Annotated in this window: 10 protein-coding genes; 4 read left to right on the top strand and 6 right to left on the bottom strand. The window is 56.2% G+C overall.

The features are described from left to right. Positions 1-332: 332 nt before the first annotated feature. The 4 genes from PSR62_RS02760 to PSR62_RS02745 all read right to left on the bottom strand — a co-directional run bounded on the left by PSR62_RS02760 (position 333) and on the right by PSR62_RS02745 (position 5,942). The gene (locus tag PSR62_RS02760) at positions 333-1,235 is read right to left on the bottom strand and encodes a sulfotransferase domain-containing protein (protein WP_274406303.1); all 903 of its coding nucleotides are present in this window, start codon (positions 1,233-1,235) and stop codon (positions 333-335) included. After that, the gene (locus PSR62_RS02755; RefSeq protein ID WP_274406302.1) at positions 1,232-2,380 is read right to left on the bottom strand and encodes a glycosyltransferase family 4 protein; all 1,149 of its coding nucleotides are present in this window, start codon (positions 2,378-2,380) and stop codon (positions 1,232-1,234) included. The genes PSR62_RS02760 and PSR62_RS02755 overlap by 4 nt, the downstream gene beginning before the upstream one ends. Further along, the gene (locus PSR62_RS02750; protein WP_274408320.1) at positions 2,377-3,705 is read right to left on the bottom strand and encodes a sugar transferase; all 1,329 of its coding nucleotides are present in this window, start codon (positions 3,703-3,705) and stop codon (positions 2,377-2,379) included. The genes PSR62_RS02755 and PSR62_RS02750 overlap by 4 nt, the downstream gene beginning before the upstream one ends. A gap of 569 nt (positions 3,706-4,274) precedes the next feature. Further along, positions 4,275-5,942 carry a radical SAM protein gene (locus PSR62_RS02745; protein ID WP_274406301.1) on the bottom strand — a complete coding sequence of 556 codons (1,668 nt, stop codon included), beginning with the start codon at positions 5,940-5,942 and terminating at the stop codon, positions 4,275-4,277. 593 nt (positions 5,943-6,535) lie between these two features. Between PSR62_RS02745 and PSR62_RS02740 the strand changes: the two genes are divergently transcribed. The 4 genes from PSR62_RS02740 to PSR62_RS02725 are packed head-to-tail and all read left to right on the top strand — an operon-like array spanning position 6,536 to position 18,673. Next, positions 6,536-15,343, top strand: coding sequence for a type I polyketide synthase (locus PSR62_RS02740; RefSeq protein WP_274406300.1), 8,808 nt, complete (start codon positions 6,536-6,538; stop codon positions 15,341-15,343). A gap of 3 nt (positions 15,344-15,346) precedes the next feature. Continuing rightward, on the top strand, positions 15,347-16,534 hold the full coding sequence (locus tag PSR62_RS02735; protein ID WP_274406299.1) for an aromatic ring-hydroxylating oxygenase subunit alpha: 1,188 nt from the start codon (positions 15,347-15,349) through the stop codon (positions 16,532-16,534). A 16-nt stretch (positions 16,535-16,550) separates the two neighbouring features. After that, positions 16,551-17,324: an SDR family oxidoreductase gene (locus PSR62_RS02730; RefSeq protein WP_274406298.1), complete on the top strand. Its 774-nt coding sequence runs from the start codon at positions 16,551-16,553 to the stop codon at positions 17,322-17,324. Between the two features lie 59 nt (positions 17,325-17,383). Further along, on the top strand, positions 17,384-18,673 hold the full coding sequence (locus tag PSR62_RS02725) for a hypothetical protein (protein WP_274406297.1): 1,290 nt from the start codon (positions 17,384-17,386) through the stop codon (positions 18,671-18,673). A 136-nt stretch (positions 18,674-18,809) separates the two neighbouring features. Here the strand turns inward: PSR62_RS02725 and PSR62_RS02720 are convergent, their stop codons facing one another. Further along, a complete protein-coding gene (locus PSR62_RS02720) occupies positions 18,810-19,244 on the bottom strand; it encodes an RNA recognition motif domain-containing protein (protein ID WP_274406296.1) in 435 nt (144 codons plus the stop codon). A 287-nt stretch (positions 19,245-19,531) separates the two neighbouring features. Continuing rightward, positions 19,532-20,989: a protoporphyrinogen oxidase gene (hemG, locus tag PSR62_RS02715; RefSeq protein ID WP_274406295.1), complete on the bottom strand. Its 1,458-nt coding sequence runs from the start codon at positions 20,987-20,989 to the stop codon at positions 19,532-19,534. Positions 20,990-21,001 lie beyond the last annotated feature (12 nt).

Below are 21,001 nucleotides of genomic sequence, written 5' to 3'. Positions count from 1 at the left end.
ATGGTTCGTGCCTGTCTTTAGATCCGAAGCGAGTGGCGGCACTGAAACGCACACGGAGGGAGATGCATCGGACATCTTCAAACAGAAAGTACGGCATGGTCTGCTCTCGCAAGCTTAAGGCGTTCAAAAGCATCGTTTTATCGATCAGACCTATCTGTAAACGCCTCTGAAGCTCAATTCAGAAGAAACCGTGCCGTGGTTCAAGGCATACTGTTTCCATATTGCTCTCCCGGACAAAGCTCCGCTGCATCTGGGAGCACAATGGAGAGGCATTATGCGATCGAGCATAGATGGGTGCCACCGTAATGTCTTGTCGTAGATTCCCATGTCGTTCAGTGTTTCCATCCAGAAAGGTCAAGATCAAATGTGGCCTTCAGTTCGCTGTTGTAATCGCGGTATTCGGTGGCGAGTTGCCTCAGTGATTCGCGGTGAGGCAAATTTCTATCGGTTGAGGGCGTTGTCGTGTTGAGCTTTCGGTAGATATCCTTGACGGCATTGTAGGCGGAGCCCTTCGGCAGTTTTCCGCGAATTTTTACGTTAAGTTTTTGTAGCAAGCGGTTCTTTACTTGGTAGGTTTCGTTGTCTCGAGGGAAATGGTAAGTGTCATAGAACGCGGGGTCCAGTCCTAGCCAGATGGCAATTTGCTTGACGAAATGAGTTGGATGCATTTTGAGCTCATCGAAGGTCCGTACCATCATGCGGTCGGGGCCAAGTTTTGATAACCAGCGATCAAGAAAAGTGATGTAACGAGCGTTTTTCAGCGCATCGGCGGCTAATTCATTTCCTCCGAATTGCTCTTTTCCTACATTCTTTCTCAACATTTGAAGATAGTCTTCAAACTGCAGTTCTGCAGGGATCCATGACCAGTTTGATTGGAAATAGTTGAACAGAGAATAGATTTGCTGCGAAGGTTCCCTGATGATGAACAAGCACTTAGGGTTTGAGGGGAGGTCAGGAATTTGAGTTAAGGCAGTGTCGTAGTACATGTAGGCCGGAGTTGATTCAAGAATAATATGGGGCTTTGTGCCCGGTTTTAAGGAAAAGAAGGACTCATAGCCCTTGAGTCCTGATGATATGTTCGCGTTCTTGCGGTACATGTGTGTGTGCAAGTCGACGCAATAATAGGTCTCCTTTTCAAGTGATCCTAGTGCTTCAGGATGATCGGCAATCCATGTGTGCAGAGAACTCGTTCCCGCTTTCGGGGCCCCGCAAATCACGAAGTTCGGTATAATCATTTGCGTTCCAGGAGCTGGCGAAACAGGATGTCTAATTCGCGGCCGAACCGAGAAGAATGGAATCGCGTCTCGTACAGAGACGTGCAGCAGTGTTGCATTTCCGCCAATTCTGACTTTTTTAGTCTTGCGAGCGATTCAGACCATTTGCGTTGGTCGAAGGGTATCACCCATCCGGTTCTGTTGGGGATTACCAATTCCGGCAGGGCACAACGATCGCTGACAAGGACCGGGGTACCGGATCGATAAGCTTCAGCTACCACGAGGCCGAAGCCTTCCCACCGAGAGGGAACTACGACGATATCGCTGTCATTGATGAAAGACTGGACTTCGGTAGGAGATTTCCAACCGTAAAATGTAACACCGGGAGTCTCTTCGGTATTCCCGTCAGAGCCAGGGTTTGCAAGCACAGATTCGCCGACGACGTGAAGGTGAAGGTCGGGGCGAGCATTTCTTGCATCTTTGAAGGCTAGCAAGAGAATATCAAAGCCTTTTTGCCTGTCCAGTCGCCCCACAAAAAGAATGTTCAGATGGTTTTCAAGTTTTTGGATTGGAGACGATAGGATCATCGCTTCACGAGATTCGACTGCGTTCTCAACAAGTACAGCGTTCACTTTAGGATAACGCTGTCGACAAAAGCCTTGTTCGTGTCCGGAAATATTGATAACAACATCGGCCAACTTAGATAGGCGATATTCGACGAAACTGACGGTTTTTCGCTTCAGTGAATGGTCAGGAAATTGCAATGCAGCCCATCCGTGAGGGCAGTAAATCATCGGTTGGCGTTTCAAGCGGAACCGTGAACAGGCTAACGCAGCTAGTGCGAAGCTGCTGTGAAAGAAGAAAATGTCTGGAGCTTGTTCACGCGACGCTCGCCAAGTTGCTGAGAGAAACTTGAATAGTCTGATCAATGACCGGGTTTCCGAAAGGAAGGTTGTAGTTCTTTCTAGGTCCTGCAGTTCTTTCCTGTGGTGCTCTGGTAGGACGACGTGATGTTCGAATTCGTTCGAAGTCGCATGGTGCATAATTCGCAGGTAAGTTGCAATTCCACCTTTCGCGGTTTCGCAGACATGCAGAATCTTGATGCCATTGGGTTCAGTCGTCGGGTTTGGAAGCCCTTTTTCGTCTTGTGTACGCAAAGTTGTCAATAGGCACCTTCCCGGAGTGCAATTGTTTTCAAGGTGTGAATCAAAATGTAGATGTCGAGCCAAGGAGACCAATTCGTGACGTAGTAGCTGTCGAAGCGGACGCGTTGGTCGTAGGTTGTTTTGTTTCTGCCTGAGACTTGCCAGAGGCCGGTGATTCCTGGACGGACGCGCTGGTAGAGGGGAAGCACGTTGCCATAGAGTGACGTTTGAGAGGTCATGCATGGCCTTGGTCCTACCAGGCTCATGTCTCCTTTCAGGACATTCCACAATTGAGGCAGTTCGTCAAGGCTCGACTTCCGAAGGAATGAGCCAATGCCAGAAATGATTCGAGGGTCGTTCTGCAGTTTCTGGTATTCGATCCATTCCTGACGCATGTCGGGGTCGTTTTCGAGATATTCTTCCAGGACTTGGTCGGCGTCGATGACCATGGTTCGAAACTTCCAGGCCTTGAAGGGCTTGCCGTCTTTGCCGACCCGTGTTTGCCCATAGAAGGCGGGGCCTGGATCACGCAACTTCAGCAGGAGAATGAAGACGAGGATGAACGGAGAAAGAACGCCCAGCGCGAGGGCGGAAATACAAATGTCGACGAATCGCTTAGCGGCTCTCGCGGGGTGGTTGTGCAAATGATCCTTCAGGTGGATCCCCATGGCACCCGCGCACTCCCGCGATCCTGACCAGAGGCTAGGAAGCTGCATCTGGGAGGGGAGAATCAGAACGTTGGAGAAATTGCCGGCATGGGAGAGGACCTCGTTCATGTCGATTGTTTCACACCCGCCAGGTGCAACAATCGACCAACGAGCTTGTGTTTTTCGACGCAAACGCTCCAATCTTTGCACGGAACCTAAATACGGTATGCCAGCCAAATCGAGGGAATCCTGAGCGGAAGCTGTCTTGGCAAAGTCAACGACGCCAATTGGACGTAGGCCACGTTGAGGGGCACGAGAATAGTATCGGTAGATCGCTCGACCTTGAGGGCCCGAGCCGACAATGATCGCGTTTTCGCCCCACCAGCTTGTTCGTGAGCAAAGACGCCGGGTCGTTAGTCGAGCCAGCGGTACGAGCAGCGATGCAACAACCGAGGCGACGCAAAAGACGGTTAATTCGCTCAGGCTGAGCGTCGCTAGGAAAAAGTTCGCAATGATTGCGAAAGCGAAGGCGGCCATCGCGGCAAGAACAGACTGTCGCAATTCAAGCACCGGACTCATTCCAGTTCCAGGATACAGGCCGTAAATCGCTGCGCATGCGATGTAAAATGTCGCGACGCAAATGCTGTTGAGTAGCAGCCCTGATTGAAGCCCAGCCGAGCTGAGAACGAGAAGAGGCATCGCTGCAATGAGAATTGAGCAAGTCAAGGCAGCGAGGTCAGCTGCGAGCAACGGCGCCAGTGTCAGGAGCACCTGACCGGCACCAGTTGCCTTGTTGCGGGTAACACGGCGACGTCTGGGGCTGGAAGTGTTTCGCTGGGTGCGGCGATGGTCGGTGACCGCGGCGCTGGGGACAAATGGGTCCAGTTGTTCGATCGTGTCTGTGCAAACGACACCGACCGGCAGCGGATTTGTGTCTAAGTGCGGCATCAATCGCTAGCTAAGTTGGACGGTCAAGATGAGAAGGATTGGCCCACGCGGCCTGGGGGCTGGGTGGACGGGGGCATTCTAATTGCGACGATCAGAATAAAAGGGATCTTCATTGTACTTTCAACTGGATTTGAGCCGCTTTGCCATCAGGTCTTTATAAGGGTGGGCAGGGTCCCGCAATGGAAAGGAATTGTTTGTTGCAGCTGGAATGAACCGCCGGACACTTAAGTTGATGACAGGGGGTGTCGCGAATGTGATCTCAGTGTGGTCCGAACCGAACTCTGGCGAATCCGGCTACGGGAGAATTGGCTGGCTACGAGTTAGTTGGGAGGGGGACAGCCCTCGGATTGTGCGAGTGGTAGCGAGACGACTTGGCTTTGGGTGGCCATGGCTGGCATGTCGGCGACGCTTCGCGGGTATTTGGCGTGGTGCTTGGCGAAGTCGATGGAAACATCGAGGGCCTCCAGCATCTTCTGGGTCTGCAGATCAAAATGCAGGAAGCTGCCCATGACGGTATGCGCGTATTCGAACTTGGTCGGCCCCATCATGGCTGCACGAACAAAGTTGCGAATGTAAAGCGATCGCGTGCGTTTGTCGCGAAGCATTCGCCAGGCGATGGTCCGGAACCCCTTGAACATGCGGCGGAATTCCCATGCGTTGGGCACATGTTTGTTGACGATTTTGATTCGCGCCGCCGTGTCGATCACCCGGTCCATGAAGGCTCGCGGCGAGTAGACGTTTTCAATGATGTTGCGAAGCTCTTGGTAGATCTCCACTCGATCTCGTGTGGTGACGAAGTTCATTCCGCTGATCGTTTGATCCTTGGACTCCACACTTCGAAGCTCGTATTTAGCGCCCGGGTCTTGAATCCAATTGTGTTCGGAATCAATCAGACGACGTTCTTTGGATAGCCGCCGGGTGAGCTGTGTGTTGGGGAGCGCTGACAACAAGCCCACCATCGATAGTGTGATGCCGCTTTCTTGGATGAAACGGATCATGGGGCCATCGGTGCCCGGTTTGTCGGTGTCAAATCCGATGATCAACCCGGCCGCGACGGAGATCCCGTGGTCGTAGATCGTTCGCACTCGATCGATGATCGGATGCACGGTGTTGATTCGTTTTTGCGTGTGAATCAACGTTTCCTCATCAGGGGACTCGATTCCCAGGAAGACGTAGCGGAACTGAACGTCTCGCATCAGTTCCAGCAGTTCTTTGTCGTCGGCGAGATTGATGCTGGCTTCGGTGGAGAACACAAACGGGTAATTGTGTTCTTCGTTCCATTGCTTGAGCGCAACCAGCAACGGTTTGATCAGTTTGCGATTGCCAATGAAGTTGTCGTCCGTGAAGTCGACCCAGCCTCGGTAGCCCAAGTCATAAAGTCGTTGCAGTTCGGCGAGGAACTGATCGGGATTTTTGACGCGAGGACGCCGGCCGAACAGCTCGATGATGTCGCAGAATTCGCAGTTGTACGGGCAGCCTCGGGAGGATTGCACCCCGACGTGCAGGTAGTCATTGAAGTCCACCAAGTCGAAACGCGGCGTCGGCGTCGTGGTCACATCGGGTTTGTGCGGTGATTCAAATTGACCTTTGGGATTGCCATCTCGCCAGGCATCCAGCCACATCGGGATGGTCAGTTCACCTTCGCCAACGACGACCGCATCGGCGTCTTGGTAGATCTGTGGTTGGCTGGTTGGGTCCGGTCCACCGACGACGACGAACTTTCCCTCCGCGTTGGCGCGTTCCACCCAGTGCAGGATGCCAGGTTGCTGGGGCAGCATGCCTCCCGTGCAAATCACGTCGGCCCATTCCCAATCGGATTCCTCCACCGGCGCGACGTTTTGGTCCGCGATCCGAAATTCCCATTGCTGGGGCAACAAGGCCGCGACGGTCATCAGGCCCAGTGGCGGTGCGGTGGCTTTCGCGCCAATCGCTTTGGCGCTTTCAACGAAATTCCAGTAGTTGGTTTGTTCGAAGCAGGGCTGGATCATCAGGCAGCGAACGGGCGAATCAGGGCTCTCGGGCAGTCTGGGTGATGCCGGCAACCGGGACGGATTGGGCGTCGAATGCATGATCGCAGGTCTAGCTGAGAGAGGAAATCAGGAGCAAAGCACAGCCGAATCGATCTTGGATATTCGAGTGAACAGGTCTCCATGGGTCCCAATCAAACTAGTCTCTTTGGGTGGTGTCGCCAAACCGGAAACCCGTTTTCAACGTGAATTTCGCGATTTAGCGAAGTGGACAGTTGGTGCGGTTGAGCTGAATCGGCATCGCGGTGAACTGAAAGACTGCTGTTTTGATGGCGAGAGAATGTCGGGGGCAGGGACGAGTTTGGCGGGCTTGGATTCTCAATGACGCGTTGGAAAGAGGTTGCCAGCGCCGGGAGCCACGGCGTGAGCGATCGCCACGATCCGCCTAGCCCGCGTGATCCGATTGATTCGGATTTTTGGTTTGGGGGCATGGGGCAACGCCATCTTTTTGTGCCACGACATTTGCACAGCGGATTCGGTGAATAGACTTGGGCACTACGAAACATTTGTTCTTCAGCCATTTGAGGGCGTGCTAACACCGCCCTGCTTTCAGCATGTCCCATTCAACCTCTCGACGAATGCCCTTGATCACGGGAGCCAGCGGAATGCTCGGTTCTTATGTGGTGGCAGAGTTATTGCGAGACCGGACCGAATGCGCGGTTTTGGTACGCGCGAAGGGGAAATTGACGGCAGAGCAACGGATGGAGCAAATCCTCGGTCGATTTGAGAACGCCTGGCAAGTGTCCCTGCCACGTCCAAAGATTTTGGAAGGCGATTTGAACCAAGATGCTCTGGGGTTGAAAGAAGAGTCGATTGAGTGGGTGCGGGCCAACTGCGATCGAATGTTGCACAGTGCAGCCAGCCTGAGCTTCCTGCCGGCTGACCCGGAGGGCGACAATGAGCCCTATCGAACCAACGTCGACGGCACCGGGAAAGTGTTGGCGTTTTGCCAGGAGGTTGGGATCTCGCAGTTCCACCATGTCTCCACCGCGTACGTTTGCGGCAAACGATCGGGACGCGTGAAGGAAACCGAAGGAGCGGTCGGCCAATCGTTTGCGAACGACTACGAACGCAGCAAGCTGATTGCGGAAGGGATCGTTCGCGAATCATTCGGCGAGTCGAATCTCACCGTTTATCGACCGTCGATCGTGATCGATCGAACGGGACTGTCGCCGGTCTCCGGCGATCGAACGATCTATGGTGCCTTCTCGATGTACCAAATGTTGGCGTCGCGATTTGGTTTGCCCGAAGATGGGCAGTGGTTTCGAGACCTGGGGTTTTCAGGAAGCGAACGCAAGAACATTGTGGACGTGGACTGGATCGCACGGGCCATTTGCAAGGTGATGAGCACGCCTCGATTGCATGGCCGGACGTATCATCTGACCACACGCGAGGGCACGGCAATTGAGTCCTTGGACGCGGCATTTCATTCCGCGACGACGAAGTGGTTGCAGACTCGAAAGCCGGATCGGCTGAAACGACCGCGGCAACTCAGCAAGACCTCAACGCGGGCAGGCAGCGAACGGCAAGAACTGGATCAAATGGCCGGCCCATTTGTGAAAACGTTTTTGCCATACTTTCGAGACGATCCCATCTTTGATCGTGCGAACATCGATGATGTGATTGCAACAACGCACCTGGACGACACGCCTGAAATCGGCAGTGAGGAACTGCTGCAGATGATCGGCAACTGGTCGGCCGTTCCATCGAAAGCACCCAAGGTGGCGAAACAGACTTCCGCGACGGGGCAACCCACGGCGAAACCAGCAGTCGTCGGCCAAGGTGGCGATCCTGATGACTGCGTGATTTGTGGTTTTGAGGTTCGTTTGCCGGGCGGCGTTGATAACGCACAAGCGTTCGAGGAGATGCTGTTTGAAGGTCGTTCGGTGATCGCGCCGATGCCGGAAGATCGCTTGAACCGCGAGTTGTACTTCGAGAATCAAAAAGGCGTTCCAGGAAAGACCTACACGCAACTTGGTGGCTGTGTTTCACCTGATCCATTGGATGTTGCGGTTGAGCAGGCGATTGGGTCGCTCGGGGTATTTGACCTGACGCATCGGCAGTTTGCTCAGGTCGCTGTGGCGGCGCTCAAGGCAGCTTCGGGATCGTGCGGTTTGTCGTCCACCTCGGCACTGCATTGCACATCCGATCGTCCACTCGCAGTTGATCCCGTTCGGGCTGGCGTCTTTGTTGGGCACAGTGGTGGAACAGAGTTGGGCGGACCGCTTGCCATGGCGACGATGGCAGACACGGCGATGGAGTTGGTTGACCAGGTTCCTTCGCTGCAATCCGTCGATTCTGATTCGAAAAAACAGGTCAAAGCATCGATTTCATCCGCCATTCGTCGCGATCGGCCGCGGTATGAATCGGGGCATTCACCGGCTTTCAATGCCTATTCGGCGGCTTCTTTGGCCGCGCGGTTGATGGGATTTGAAGGCCGTCGCGAGGTGATCGATGCGGCTTGTTCGTCGTCTCTGTTGGCGCTGCAGCATGCGGCATCCGCCATCGAAGCGAACCGCTTGGATTTGGCGGTCGTCGGTGGCGCGACGTTCAACAATGTCGACAACTTGGCGTTGTTCTCTCAGTCAGGTGCGTGCAGCGAGACAGGATCGTTTCCGTTCGACAACCGTGCCAGCGGGTTGATCAGCAGCGAAGGTTATGTGGCGGTGGTCGTGGCTCGACGAAGTGTTGCCGAGGCCAATGGGCTGCCCGTCCTGGCAACCTTGCGAGGTGTAGGTGTCGCGTCGGATGGCAAAGGCAAAGGTCTGTGGGCGCCGCGAAGTGAAGGTCAACAAACAGCGATGCGACGCGCCGTCGATTCGGATCCGCTCAACATTGATTACTTGGAGTGCCACGCCACCAGCACTCAAGTGGGCGATGCCACCGAACTGGAAAGTTTGACTTCGCTGTTGCGAACCAACCAAAGTCAGCAGAGTGTGTTGCCCATCGGCAGTGTCAAAAGCAACTTGGGGCATCTGTTGGAAGCGGCTGGTTTGGTCGGTGTGGTGAAGTGCTTGCTGGCGATGCGTCGCGGGAAGATTCCACCTTCGATCAATTTTGCGTTGCCAACCGAACGTCACGATTGGGATCAATCACCGGTTCGGATTGTCGACCGCGTGGAACCGTGGCAACGTCGCACAGCTTCCGAGGGTCGCGTGGCGGCTGTCAATGCGTTTGGTATCGGCGGATTGAATGCTCATGCCGTGATTGAAGAGATGCCTTCTTCCCGGCGAGCAACCGCGCAAGAACAGCAAGTCGAGGAGTCCATCGCAATTGTTGGCCGCGGTGTCGTGTTGCCTGGTGCTGCCAATCTTCAAGCATTTCGAGAGTTGCTGCAAAGCGGTCGGTCTGCAATCAGCGATCCGCCGGAAGGCCGCTGGGTCGGCACTCGCAGCGGAGCTTGGCTTGGTGTGAACCCAGGTGCGGATCGATCGAGTTACACGACGCCGCATTGCCGTGGCGGATACATTCGAGATTTCAAATTCGATGCTCAGTCGTATCGAATCCCGCCGAAAATGGTGGCCAATGCCAACCCGGCTCAATTGATGCTGATCGAGGCTGTTCGGCAGGCGATGGATGAGTTCGATGGCGGCCAGTGGTCGGTTGATCGCGAGCGAGTCGGCGTGGTCGTTGGAACCATCTTTGGCGGCCAGTTCAGCAACGAGTTGCAAATTGGTTTGCGGTTGCCTGAGATCAACCAGCATCTTCGTCGCACGCTGGCATCGATGGGATGGGATGATTTAAAAACAAACATTGTTGCTGATGAACTGCGAAAGCTGACGCTTGAAAAGTACGGTGCTTTGCTGGATGAGACCGGTGGGTTCACGGCCAGCACGCTCGCGTCGCGAATCGCGAGAACGTTTGACTTGATGGGCGGAGCGTTCGCGGTCGACGCGGACGAAGCCTCCGGCGGGTTGGCGTTGATCACTGCGATGGAACAGTTGCATGAGGGAGCGATCGATTTGGCGTTGTGCGGTGTGACTCAACGCGGGATGGACTTGGTCGCCTTCGAGCAGCTCGCACACAAAGAGCAGCTGTTGCCATCAGGCCGCCCGGAAGATTTGCCCGACGATGGATCCCAGATCATTCCTGGCGAGGGCGTTGCGGTTTTGACGCTTCAGCGTTTGTCCGACGCCAAGGCACAGGGGCGAACCATTTTAGGCGTGTTGTCCAAGCCAACCGAGGCGTTTTCGGCGGATGTTGCGGCCGCGCGAGCTGAATCGGCTCGTCATTCCCAGGTGCCTGGATTTATTTCTTCCCAAAAGCTGGTCGGCCAAATTGGTCATTTGGGCGGCGGTCAGGGTATCATTCGAGCAATAGCGGCGACTTTGACGCCCCAATTCAGCAGCAAGCCGACTTCGAACGTTTCAATTCCGATCGGGGAAGTTGCCGACGATGGATATCGAGTCAATTATAGTGTCTCCCCCCAAATGAACTATGAGCCGTCCACTTTGCCTTCCGGTGAGACTCCTTTGATTTCGACCTCACTCGAATCCACGCCGCAGCCGACTTCTTCCGTGTCGACGCGATCTCGTTCCGAATCCTTGAGGAAGGAATCGGTGCCTGGTTCGTCGGGAACGCTCGTTGTTCGTCTGCAGTGCGCGACCTTGGAAGCGTTGCGAGTCGCCCTGAGCGAGGTTGCCTCAGGAAAGTCGGCGAGCGAAAGCTGCGTGTCGGCGTTCACGTCCTCCTCCGCGACGGCCTGTCGAGCGGTCTTGTTGGGCAAAGACGACAGCGAGTTGGCAGCCGCAGCATCAGCGGCGATTGCGGGGCCCATTCGTCAACAAGCCTCCGGGATGTTGGCGAAAAAGGATGGTTGGGTTTGGCTACCAAACGCTCGCTCTGGTGAGTGTGCCAGTCCACGTGTTGGTTGGTTGTTCCCTGGGCAAGGTTCGCAGTACTCGGCTGTTCCGACTTGGTTGGACACCGAGGATTCATCTGCTAGCCGAGCTTTCTTGGACGGTTTCGATCAACGGCTGAAATCGCTTGGTTTGCCTGTGATCTCGGATCGTTTGCACGATCCTGAATCGCAACTCGGACGCGATGTGTGGTGGACACAGGCGTGGGTGTTGGCAGTTGGTTCCATGTTTGCGGATTCGTTGCTGCGTCGCGGTTTGCGTCCTGATGCGGTGCTGGGGCACAGCTTTGGCGAATGCACCGCCGCTTGGTGCGCGGGCGTTGTGACCACACGGCAAGCCATCGAGTTTGCAAAGTCACGAAGCGACAGCGTGGTGATGACGACACGTGAAAGAGGTGAACTGTTGTCGGTTCGTGGAGCGCCATCGGCGGTCGACGCTGCTCTGCAAGGATCCGAAATTCGCTACACCATTTCGCACCACAACTCACCGCAACAGACAGTGATCGCCGGTGCCCCTGAGCAAATGACGGCCGCGAAAAAGCAGCTGGCGTCTGCTGGCATGGCGTCGGTTGTGATTCCTGTGCCGGCCGCTTTTCACACTCCCGAGATGATGCCAGCTCAAGAAATGCTGCAAGCTCGATTCACCGGCCAGAACGCGCGTCCGCCACGCTTTGCGTTTTTGTCGGCGGTGTCGAATCGATATCTGGCCGAGCCATCTGACATCGTTGACAATTTGGTCACACAGTTGACGCGTCCGGTGTGCTTCAGCGGAGCGACGGAGCGATTGGTTCACGATGGGTGCGAATTACTGGTTGAGGTTGGCCCCAACAATGTGCTGACTCGATTGGCCACTGCAACGGTTGCTCCGCACGTGCTCTGCATGTCGGCGGATGACCGTGGTCGCGACCCAAATCGTCAGCGACAATTGATCGAGTTGGCGTACGAATCACTCGGTCAATCGACCAAGGCATCGAGTGAATCGGTTTCCGAAACAAGCGTGTCCGTGGCGTCGTCACAAACGGATGTTCATCAGCCGAGCACGATGACGGCGTCGCGGCCAGCGTTCGAAGTCGTCGATGTCACGCGGCGGAGTCGACGTCAACAAGAAGTCTCGCAGGAGGAGCCGCGGTCGGCATTCAAGCCGGTTTCGGACGTCAGGGGATCCTCTGGCGTCGTGGCACCCGCGACGGTTCATTCGGTCAGCGAGAACGGAAGTGATCATCGCAACGGAATGCAAAATGGCGATGTGGTTTCCAGTCAAATGCAGCCGATTGCAACGGTCACCGCCGCGGCGAATCGTGCTTCGAATGCGGACATGCAGCAACGTCTGCGGTCAGCTCGATCATTCTTGTTTGACCTCGTGGTGGATTTGACGGGGTACGACCCAGAGGTGATCGAGTTCGACGCGGACTTGGAAGCCGAGTTGGGTGTCGACAGCATCAAGAAGGCTCAGCTGATCGGTGAAATCGTTCAGTGGGGCAACTTGGAAGTCGACACGCAGTCCATGCGATTGGCTCAGTTCGCTTCGCTCAATGACATCCTGCAACTGGTCGGTGATCCAGCTGAAATCGAAGGCAGCGAATTCGCGTCCGTTCCGATGGACGCATGCGGACACAACGACCAGTCCGAATCCATTCCGACGCAGGACCTCGACAGCACCGCGGAATCGTTGCAACGTTTGATGATCGACTTGGTCGTGGATCAAACCGGTTACGACGAAGACATCATCGACATGGACGCGGATCTGGAAGGCGAACTTGGGATCGACAGCATCAAGCGAGCTCAGTTGCTGGGCGAGCTGGAACAACAGTACGAGTTGCAATCGCTTCGCGAGTCGAACTTGAAGCTGTCGGATTTTCCGACCTTGTCTTCGATCCATGCGTTTGTGATGGAGCAGATTGGTCAGCCTGCGGACGAAAAAAAAAACGCCTCGCTGAATCTCAGTTCTGACTCGTCCGAAGTGACGTCCCAGGCACCCGCCTCGGGGACCCATCGTTTCGTGATGCGAACGAAATCGGCACCTCGACGCGATGGGATGCCGACGATGCCTCCGCTCAATGGGGCCGCGCTGATTCTTGGCAACAACCCGGTCGCCGATGCAATCGCGACTCGATGTCAAATGGCAGGTGTCCCGGTTCATCGCATCGCAGCTCAGCTGACTTTGCCAGAGCTCGATGCCGAACTGGATCGTGTCTGGTCCGTTGATGCGACACCGCACCTTTTCCTGACCACACCGCACGACGATGCGGCTTGTTGGACAACGTTGGACGCGACGAGTTGGAAACAGCGTCAATCCGATGCGCTTGCGATTCCCTATCGCGTTTGTCAGCGCTGGATGCAGCGAACAATCGACGAAGATCGGATGGCTCAGGCTTCGTTGGTTTCCACCTTGAAGATGGGAGGCGGGTTTGGTTTCGACGCCATGTCGACATTGGCTCAGTCTTCTGCGCAGATTCATGGTCGTTCAGCCGAGTCGGGCGGATTGGCTGGTTTGACCAAAGCGATGTTGATCGAGGCCTGGATGCGTGGTTACCGCGACACGCCGATGTTGATCGTTGATCAGATCGAGGATGCGAGCCCTGAGGAATTGGCCGAGGGTGTGTTTCGTGAGTTAGCTGTTCCGTCCTACGACGAAGAAGTCGCGGTCGCAGGTGAGCAGCGATTGGCAACGGAAGCTCGCTACTCTCCGCTCGATGTTTCATCGCAGATGACTCAGGTCACCCCTGGTGGCACTTGGATCGTCGCCGGCGGAGGTCGTGGGATCACGGCGATGACAGCGATGGCATTGGCCGAACGTCACGGGTTGAAACTGCATTTACTGGGGATGGCCCCGGTGCCGCACATTGACCCCTCCGTGCGGGAACATGCTCTGCGAGATCGAGCGGACCTGCGTCGATCCGAGATGGCGCGCATTCAGCGAGAAGGCGGCAACCCCGTCAAGACTTGGCGGCAATTCGAGAAGGCCATCGAGATTGACCTGACGCTCGAAGCGTGTCGAGAACGGTCGATTGAGGCCACCTATCACAGCGTCAACGTTTCGGACTTCGAAGCGGTGGCGGAGGTTGTTGCCAAAATCCGAAGCGTGGACGGTCCTATCCGTGGTGTGATCCAAGGTGCCGGATCCGGCCAAGACGCGCGTTTTGATCGCAAGCGACCCGACAAAGTGGCGCAGTGTTTTTCCGCCAAAATCGATGGCACGATTGCGCTCGCATCCGCGACGCAGAACGATCCATTGGAATGGTTCCTTGGTTACGGTTCGATCAGCGGACGTTTCGGTGCCAATGGACACACGGACTATTCCGCAGCCAACGAGATGCTTGCCAAGTTGATCGGGCGATTGCGACAGCAGCGTCCCGAGACGCGATGCGTGACCTTTCATTGGCACGCTTGGGGCGATGTCGGGATGGCGACCAAGCCTGAAGCCAAGCTGGCACTGGACATGATCGGCATGGAATTCATGCCGGCTGAAGAAGGGCTGCAGCACTTTTTAAACGAAGTCGAGCACGGTGGTGAGGAAGCCGAGGTGCTGATCACGGATCGCCGTTATGTACGCAAATTCTTCCCCGCCGAATCGTCGCGATTAGGGAGCTCGTTGCCCGGTCCATCGCCCATGATCGATCCAACGGAACGCATGCCAGCGACATCGCAGGATTCCTTCGCGGTGACATTGGACCCCGAACGCGATCTGTTTTTGAAGCATCACTTGGTCAACGGACGTCCCACGTTGCCGTTCGTGATGGCGATCGAAATGCTGGCCGAAGCGGCTCGCTGGGGCACCGATCAAAAAGTCATGCGTTGCCGTGATGTTTCGGCCACGATGCCGCTCAAATTCATGACAGATGACGCCCTTGCGGTGGAGTTGTTGCGAGATCCGACAGTGCCGGACCGTTGGTCTTTGGTCAGCGATTTGCGTCGCCGAGATGGTCGATTGGTCCAAGCCCAACGCCCGCATTTTGCGGCGACGATTGAGTTGGGTGATGACAGCCTGCCAGTCGTGTCGCTGGGCAGCGAAGATGTGGTCGAGTCAGCCGTGCAATACGCCAGCGAGCAGGCTCCGATCTATCACGGTCCATCGCTTCAGTGTTTGCGAACGATTGGATTTGGGAATGCCGACGCCGGTTTGTCTGGCGGAGATCCTGCGAAACGACCTCGTGCGATCGGCACCATCGTCGCGCCCAGTCCAGCTCACTTGGCAGGCGAGGCGCGTCCGTTGTTGGGATGGGTTTTGTCACCAGCCACGATGGATGCGGTTTTGTACGCGGCGGGCATGCTCGCTTACCGGGTTGCTGATCGGCCGAGTTTGCCAGTCTCATTTGATTGCATCGAAATCGGTCGGTTGCCTGATCCCGGCGAGCCATTGAAAGTTCACGTGCAGTGGGAAGGTGAAGCAACTGATGGTTCTTCTGGCGGTTCCGACGGCGGCCTGATGTCGGCGGTTTTGATTGGCCAGAATCGGGAACTGATCTTGCGAATCGATGGCTATCGAATCGGTTGGCTTCGCTAAGCCATGTATCACGCCACGACGTCCCTGCCGGCTCTGTTGCCGTCGACTTGGTACACCGATTCATCGATTCATGATCGCGAACAAATTGCACTGCGTCAGGCAGGATGGCAATTGGTCACAACCACGACGGAGCTCTCGCAGTCGGGCGACTACCAAGCGCTGGACCGATTGGGAGTGCCACTGATCGTTCGCAACCACGACGGCGAATTGGTGGCGCTGCGAAACGTGTGTGCGCATCGGCAGTGCCAACTGGTGACGGAAGGCGGCGGCCACGCGAAAGAGTTGAAGTGCCCTTACCACGGTTGGCAGTACGGCGGCGATGGACGCACTCGCAAGATTCCTGCCGCAAAGAATTTTCCGCACTTCGATCGGGAACGCTATCGGTTGGGGAGTTTTCCGGTGCAAGTGGTTGGCCAGTTGGTCTTCGTGAATCTGTCTGGTGGAGCCAGTCAGGGAGCCGGTGAATCGGGGCTCGTGACGCTCGGCGACGATGATTGGGTGAGCGACTTCGCAGCGAACACGGATGCGACGTCGTGGAGGCAAGTTCTGCAAGAGGAACTGGAGTATCCCTGCGATTGGAAAATCCCGATCGAAGGTTCGCTCGAAAGTTATCATCTCAGTGAGGTTCACTCGCAAACGTTTGGCAGCGATCCAGGTGAAAGCGAAAGCACGCATGAGTTGATGGCGTGGGGAACTCGGTTCCGAACGGATGTACGCGAGGATTCCTTGTTGGCGCGGATGGAAGAACGTGTGATGCGTTGGATGGTCGGAGAATTCGGGCCGCATTATCAGCATGTGCATGTGTTCCCAAATATCATGGCGTCGTTCACCGACACGATGAGTTTGGTCTATCAGATCACTCCGATTGGAATTTCAACCAGCAAAATGACGGTGTTCGGATTCACGCGTCGCCCCAAACGCTCGGGCATTGTCGGGAAGATGGTCGCGAACGGGTTGGGACGCAGCGCCGCATCGATGGCGCGAAAAGTGTTGGCCGAAGACGCAGCGATCTTTCCACGGGTGCAGGCCGGAATGAATTCAGCCGGCGCGGCTGGGGTGAACGAGGAGGCAAGTCGGATCTTTGGACGCTGTGAGGAGAGGCTGCATGCCTTTCATGTGCACTGGCAGGAATCGATGAAGGCGGGAAGCATGAAGTCAAACAAAGATTCGTTGGAAGATCATCATGAATGAGGGATCAGGATCAAGCATGAAACCATTGGCGGATTTAGTAGGCAAGCGAGCGCTCGTCACCGGTGCCAGTCGTGGCATTGGTCGGGCAATTGCATTGGAGTTGGCCGCTCGAGGGGCTTCGGTTGCGATCAATTTCTTGAAGTCCGAGGAACAAGCGGTCCAAGTCGCGACGGAAATTGCCGACTCAGGCGGAACGGTGATGTTGGTGCGAGCCGATGTCTCATCGAAAGAAGACGTGGAAGCGATGGTTGAGAGTGTCGCTCAGAAATGGGGCGGATTGGACATCGTGGTCAGCAATGCTGCGGCCGGCGGTTTTCGTGATTTGAATGACCTGACCCCCGTCAACTTCGAAGCGGTGCTTCGCAGCAATTCGGCACCCGTGGTTTGGTTGGCTCAGGCGGCATGGGAGCATTTGGCCGCCGGGGATTCGCATGGGAAGTTGGTCGCAGTGAGCAGCCACGGTTCCAATTGGGCCGTGCCTCACTATGGAGCCATTGGGGCATCGAAGGCGGCACTTGAAGCTTTGGTGCGTCACCTCGCACTGGAGTTTGGCGACCGCGGGATCAACTTCAATTGCGTGTTGCCGGGCATCATTGCCACAGATGCCATCGCCAGCATGCCAGGTTCCGAGGGCCTGATCGAAGCTGCGAGCGAACGAATGATGGTCGGCAAACGCCGCCTGTGCGAACAAGATGTCTCGTCCGTGGTGGCGTTTCTGTGCAGCGAAGGAAGTGATTTGATTCAAGGGCAAACGCTCGTGATCGACGGTGGCGTCAGCATTCGCGTGTGATGCGAATGTTGGCCCAAACAAGTTTTCATGACAGATGTTTTTAGGCGATTGAGAGTCCGATGACTGACCCATTGATTCTGCGACGAGCGACGATCGTTCTGGTGATCCTGTTGGCAGGAATGGTTGGGTGGCAGGTGGTGAAGTCCACCTCTGATCAGCCAACCGCGAGCGAGGAGCGTGACCCGAATGTGCCGGAGCTGAACCTCGGCAGCTTTGCGCAGCCGTCCCTTTCTTCGAAATCAGAGAACGAGGCGGGCGAAGCACGGGGAGAGCTCACCCTTCGCGTTGGAAAGATCGGCTCCGCTCCGCGTCGCGATGAAATCACGTTGTTGAGATCGTTGCCGGACTCGGAACGTGATTGGACGCGTGCCTACACGATGGCGAAAGGCAATGCTTGCCGGATCGTCGCCCCGGGGGCATCCGTGTCAGCGCCGCTGTCGATGGCTCGCACTGGCCAGCATGGTGAGCTGGGACGATTGTCTGCGATCACGATTGGTTTGGAGATGGCGTCGCAAGGCCGTCAGAAGTTGCCCGCCGTCACTCGCCAGCAAGTGGATCAGTACTTCGAGGACCATCGTTTGTCGGTCCAGCCTCAGCTGTTTTACGACGAGCAAAAACGTGTTTACTTTGGCACTGATTGCGCGGCAGCATTCTTTGAAATTGAACGTCCCGGTTACACCATCGAGCCGGAGCCGATGATCAATGTGGCGGTCAGCCGATTTCGGACGCTGGGGATTGTTGGCATGCCGGAGGATTCAGGCGTGTTGCTGGGGCGGACGTTGGCGTTGATGTTCGCGTTCGAAAAGAGCGATGACACAGTCTCTGGCGTCGCCGATAACGGTCGTCAGGCGTTGGAGTTGATGCTCTTGCATTTGCCTCCCGAATCCACTGCGGATGACTTCAAGATTGAGGTCTATATCACCAGCGATGAGCGAGTCAGTTTGCATCGTTTGGACTTGGGCAACGAGGCGGTCAATTCGCCGCTCCCGACGATCTCGTCGGAGGTTCGTTTCGACAAGATGATTTTGATGGGGATGTACCCTGCGGAACCCGTGGTCACCAAGATTCACTTCCGATCGGCCGGCATCCTTTCGATGGAAATGATCACTCGGCTATCGCGAGGTACGAGCGAACGCACAGCGATGAGTCTGACGGAGATCTTGGATGAGTTTGGGAAGCTCTCGATGCAGTCGCCGATCGACAGTTCGCCGAAGTACGAAGATGCGGAAGTGGCCGAGGCGGCGCGGCGGAAGTACGAACGCTTGCGGGCGATGCGAGAAGAGGTGTCGCGGGATGACGAAATCTCGATGCCATCCAAGCGTCCGTTGATGACCGGCTTGGATGACTGACCGGCTGCGGAGGTGACGGTTGGAGTCAACCGACAATCGCGCAAGCGAGAACGCTGAGCAGGCATAAAAAAACGGAAACCAGTCTGATGCCAGACTGGTTTCCGCTCGTGAATCTGATTCGTCGTTGGTTTCGGGATTAGCGATCGCCGCGGCCACCGTAGCCGCCACCACCGCCGCCGCCGTATCCACCACCGCCGCCGCCACCGTAGCCACCGCCGCGGTTGCCACCGCCACCGCCGTAACCACCGCCGCCGCCACCACGGCCGCGACCGCCGCCACCACCGCCGTAGCCTCCACCACCGCCGCCGCCGCCACCACTGCGTGGCTCGCGAGGTCGAGCTTCATTGACCGTCACACCACGGCCATCAATTTCATGACCGTTCAGGTTTTCAATCGCGTCCTTCGCGCCTTCGGCATCCGCCATTTCGACGAAGGCAAATCCGCGACTACGTCCTGTTTCTCGATCCATGATGATGTTCACAGCTGACACTTCGCCATACTGTTCGAACGCGCCACGGAGCTCTTCTTCGGTGGCCTTGAACGAAAGGTTCCCGACATAAATGTTCGTCACTGATCTGATACCCTGCAAACCGTCACCAACGAGGCAAGATGCCTCTCGCATTCGGGCTCGTTTCACTGGAAAACGCTTCCAAAACAAACCAACCAACCCAAATGTGGTGCTCAACTGACTGCGCAGCGTGAACCATCCCGATACCCCAGTCAATCCCATCTTTTTGCCCCTCCCTCGGAATTCACGAAACAGTTTGGGGGCTCTCGAAACGGTTTCCGCTGCGGTTTTGCCCGGATCTCAACCCTTTCGCATTCCTCGGGTTGTGCCGCCAACCCGAAGTCTTGATCTCACTTCAAGATACGTTCCGCGGTCTGTTTGGATGCTGCGATGACCGGGGCGATTCCAACGCCGCCTAGTGCGTTTGTGTTCAGGTGCAGGCCTGGGATGGATTGGATCGCGGTTCGAATCTGCTGGACTTTGTCCAGGTGCCCGACCTCGTACTGTGGCATCGCGTTGTTCCAACGTACGACTTTCACCACCGCAGCGATGTCTTCGAGTGACTGAGTCTGGTCCAGTCCGATCAGGTCGCCCAGTTCGGCCCGCACGATCTCGGTGATCTCGTCGTCGCTGCGTTCCAGGATTTCGGGTTGCAGTATGCCGCCGACAAACGCCCGCACAATGACATAGTCATCGGGAGCACGCTGAGGAAATTTGGTGCTGGCGAAGCTGCCTGCCAGCATGCGGCGGTTCTCTTGGGGTGGAACCACAAATCCGAAGGTGGTTGGAAAACGCGAGATGCAATCGCGCCGAACCGCCATGACCACAATCGCCGTGGATGCAAATGGAATCGAGCGAAGCGTGGACGCGGCTTCGTCGCTGAGCGGTTGCAGTAGTTTTGCCGCGACGTGCGCGGGGGTCGAAACAACAACTTGATCAAACTCTTGGGACGATTGGCTGTGGTCGACGGATTCGATCTCCAGTCGATAGCGATGATCCGGAAGCGGGACGATCGAGCGAACGGCCGTGTTCAAGCGAATGTTCTCACGCCCCGCAAAGTCGGCGAGCGTGTCGATCCATTGCATCATGCCGTTGGGAAACGCTCGAAACTTCTCGTAGCGAGCGCCACTGCTGGCTTGTTCGGTGGAGTCCTCCCCGGTTCGGATCCGTCGCAACGTTGCTTTGGCTAGCGAACCGTCGTGGGTCTCCATGTCCCAAATCGGTTTCATCGTTGCCGCCATGCTGAGGCGATCAACGTCGGCGGTGTAGATGCCAGCGACCAAGGGCGCGACGATGTTGTCGAGGCATTCTTCGCCGAGTCGACGGCGAACGAACGATCCCACGCTTTCATCGGTCACGCTTTCATCGCGGCGAGGAATGAAACGTTCACGCAGCAAGCGGAATTTGCCCGAGAGGCTGAGCAGAGGCGTCGTCAGCATTGACCCGAGTTTGGTCGGACGCATCAAGACGAATCCTTCCGGGATCGGAATCAGCCGGTTGCCTCGTGCGATCATCGCGCCGCGCCCAAGCGGACTGGGACGCAGCAATTGATCCGCGACGCCGAGTTGTTCGCAAAGATCGATCGCTGCCGGGGGTGCGGTCGCAAACATGTCCGCCCCGTGATCGATCACAAAGGTGCGGCCCTGATTGTCGATCAGCGTCTCGGTGTGAATCACGCCTCCGAGTCGCTCTGCGGCTTCGAAGAGTGTGATTTGGGGAAGAGGCTTGTTCTGCTTTTGAGCTAGCAAACGCAGGTGAGCGGCGGTGGACAATCCTGACAGTCCGCCACCGATGATCGCAATTTTCATCGATTCATTGGG

The sequence above is a fragment of the Rhodopirellula sp. P2 genome, from assembly GCF_028768465.1.
Lineage (GTDB): Bacteria > Planctomycetota > Planctomycetia > Pirellulales > Pirellulaceae > Rhodopirellula.
Note: the sequence above shows the minus strand (reverse complement) of the source record. Positions and strands in the feature narration are given on the sequence as shown.

Bases quoted from the DNA above. Each gene is read 5' to 3' on its own strand.
- PSR62_RS02760 (WP_274406303.1), bottom strand. From the start codon at position 1,235: ATGATTATACCGAACTTCGTGATTTGCGGGGCCCCGAAAGCGGGAACG.
- PSR62_RS02750 (WP_274408320.1), bottom strand. From the start codon at position 3,705: ATGCCTCTTCTCGTTCTCAGCTCGGCTGGGCTTCAATCAGGGCTGCTA.
- PSR62_RS02745 (WP_274406301.1), bottom strand. From the start codon at position 5,942: ATGATCCAGCCCTGCTTCGAACAAACCAACTACTGGAATTTCGTTGAA.
- PSR62_RS02740 (WP_274406300.1), top strand. From the start codon at position 6,536: ATGTCCCATTCAACCTCTCGACGAATGCCCTTGATCACGGGAGCCAGC.
- PSR62_RS02735 (WP_274406299.1), top strand. From the start codon at position 15,347: ATGTATCACGCCACGACGTCCCTGCCGGCTCTGTTGCCGTCGACTTGG.
- PSR62_RS02730 (WP_274406298.1), top strand. From the start codon at position 16,551: ATGAAACCATTGGCGGATTTAGTAGGCAAGCGAGCGCTCGTCACCGGT.
- PSR62_RS02725 (WP_274406297.1), top strand. From the start codon at position 17,384: ATGACTGACCCATTGATTCTGCGACGAGCGACGATCGTTCTGGTGATC.
- hemG (WP_274406295.1), bottom strand. From the start codon at position 20,989: ATGAAAATTGCGATCATCGGTGGCGGACTGTCAGGATTGTCCACCGCC.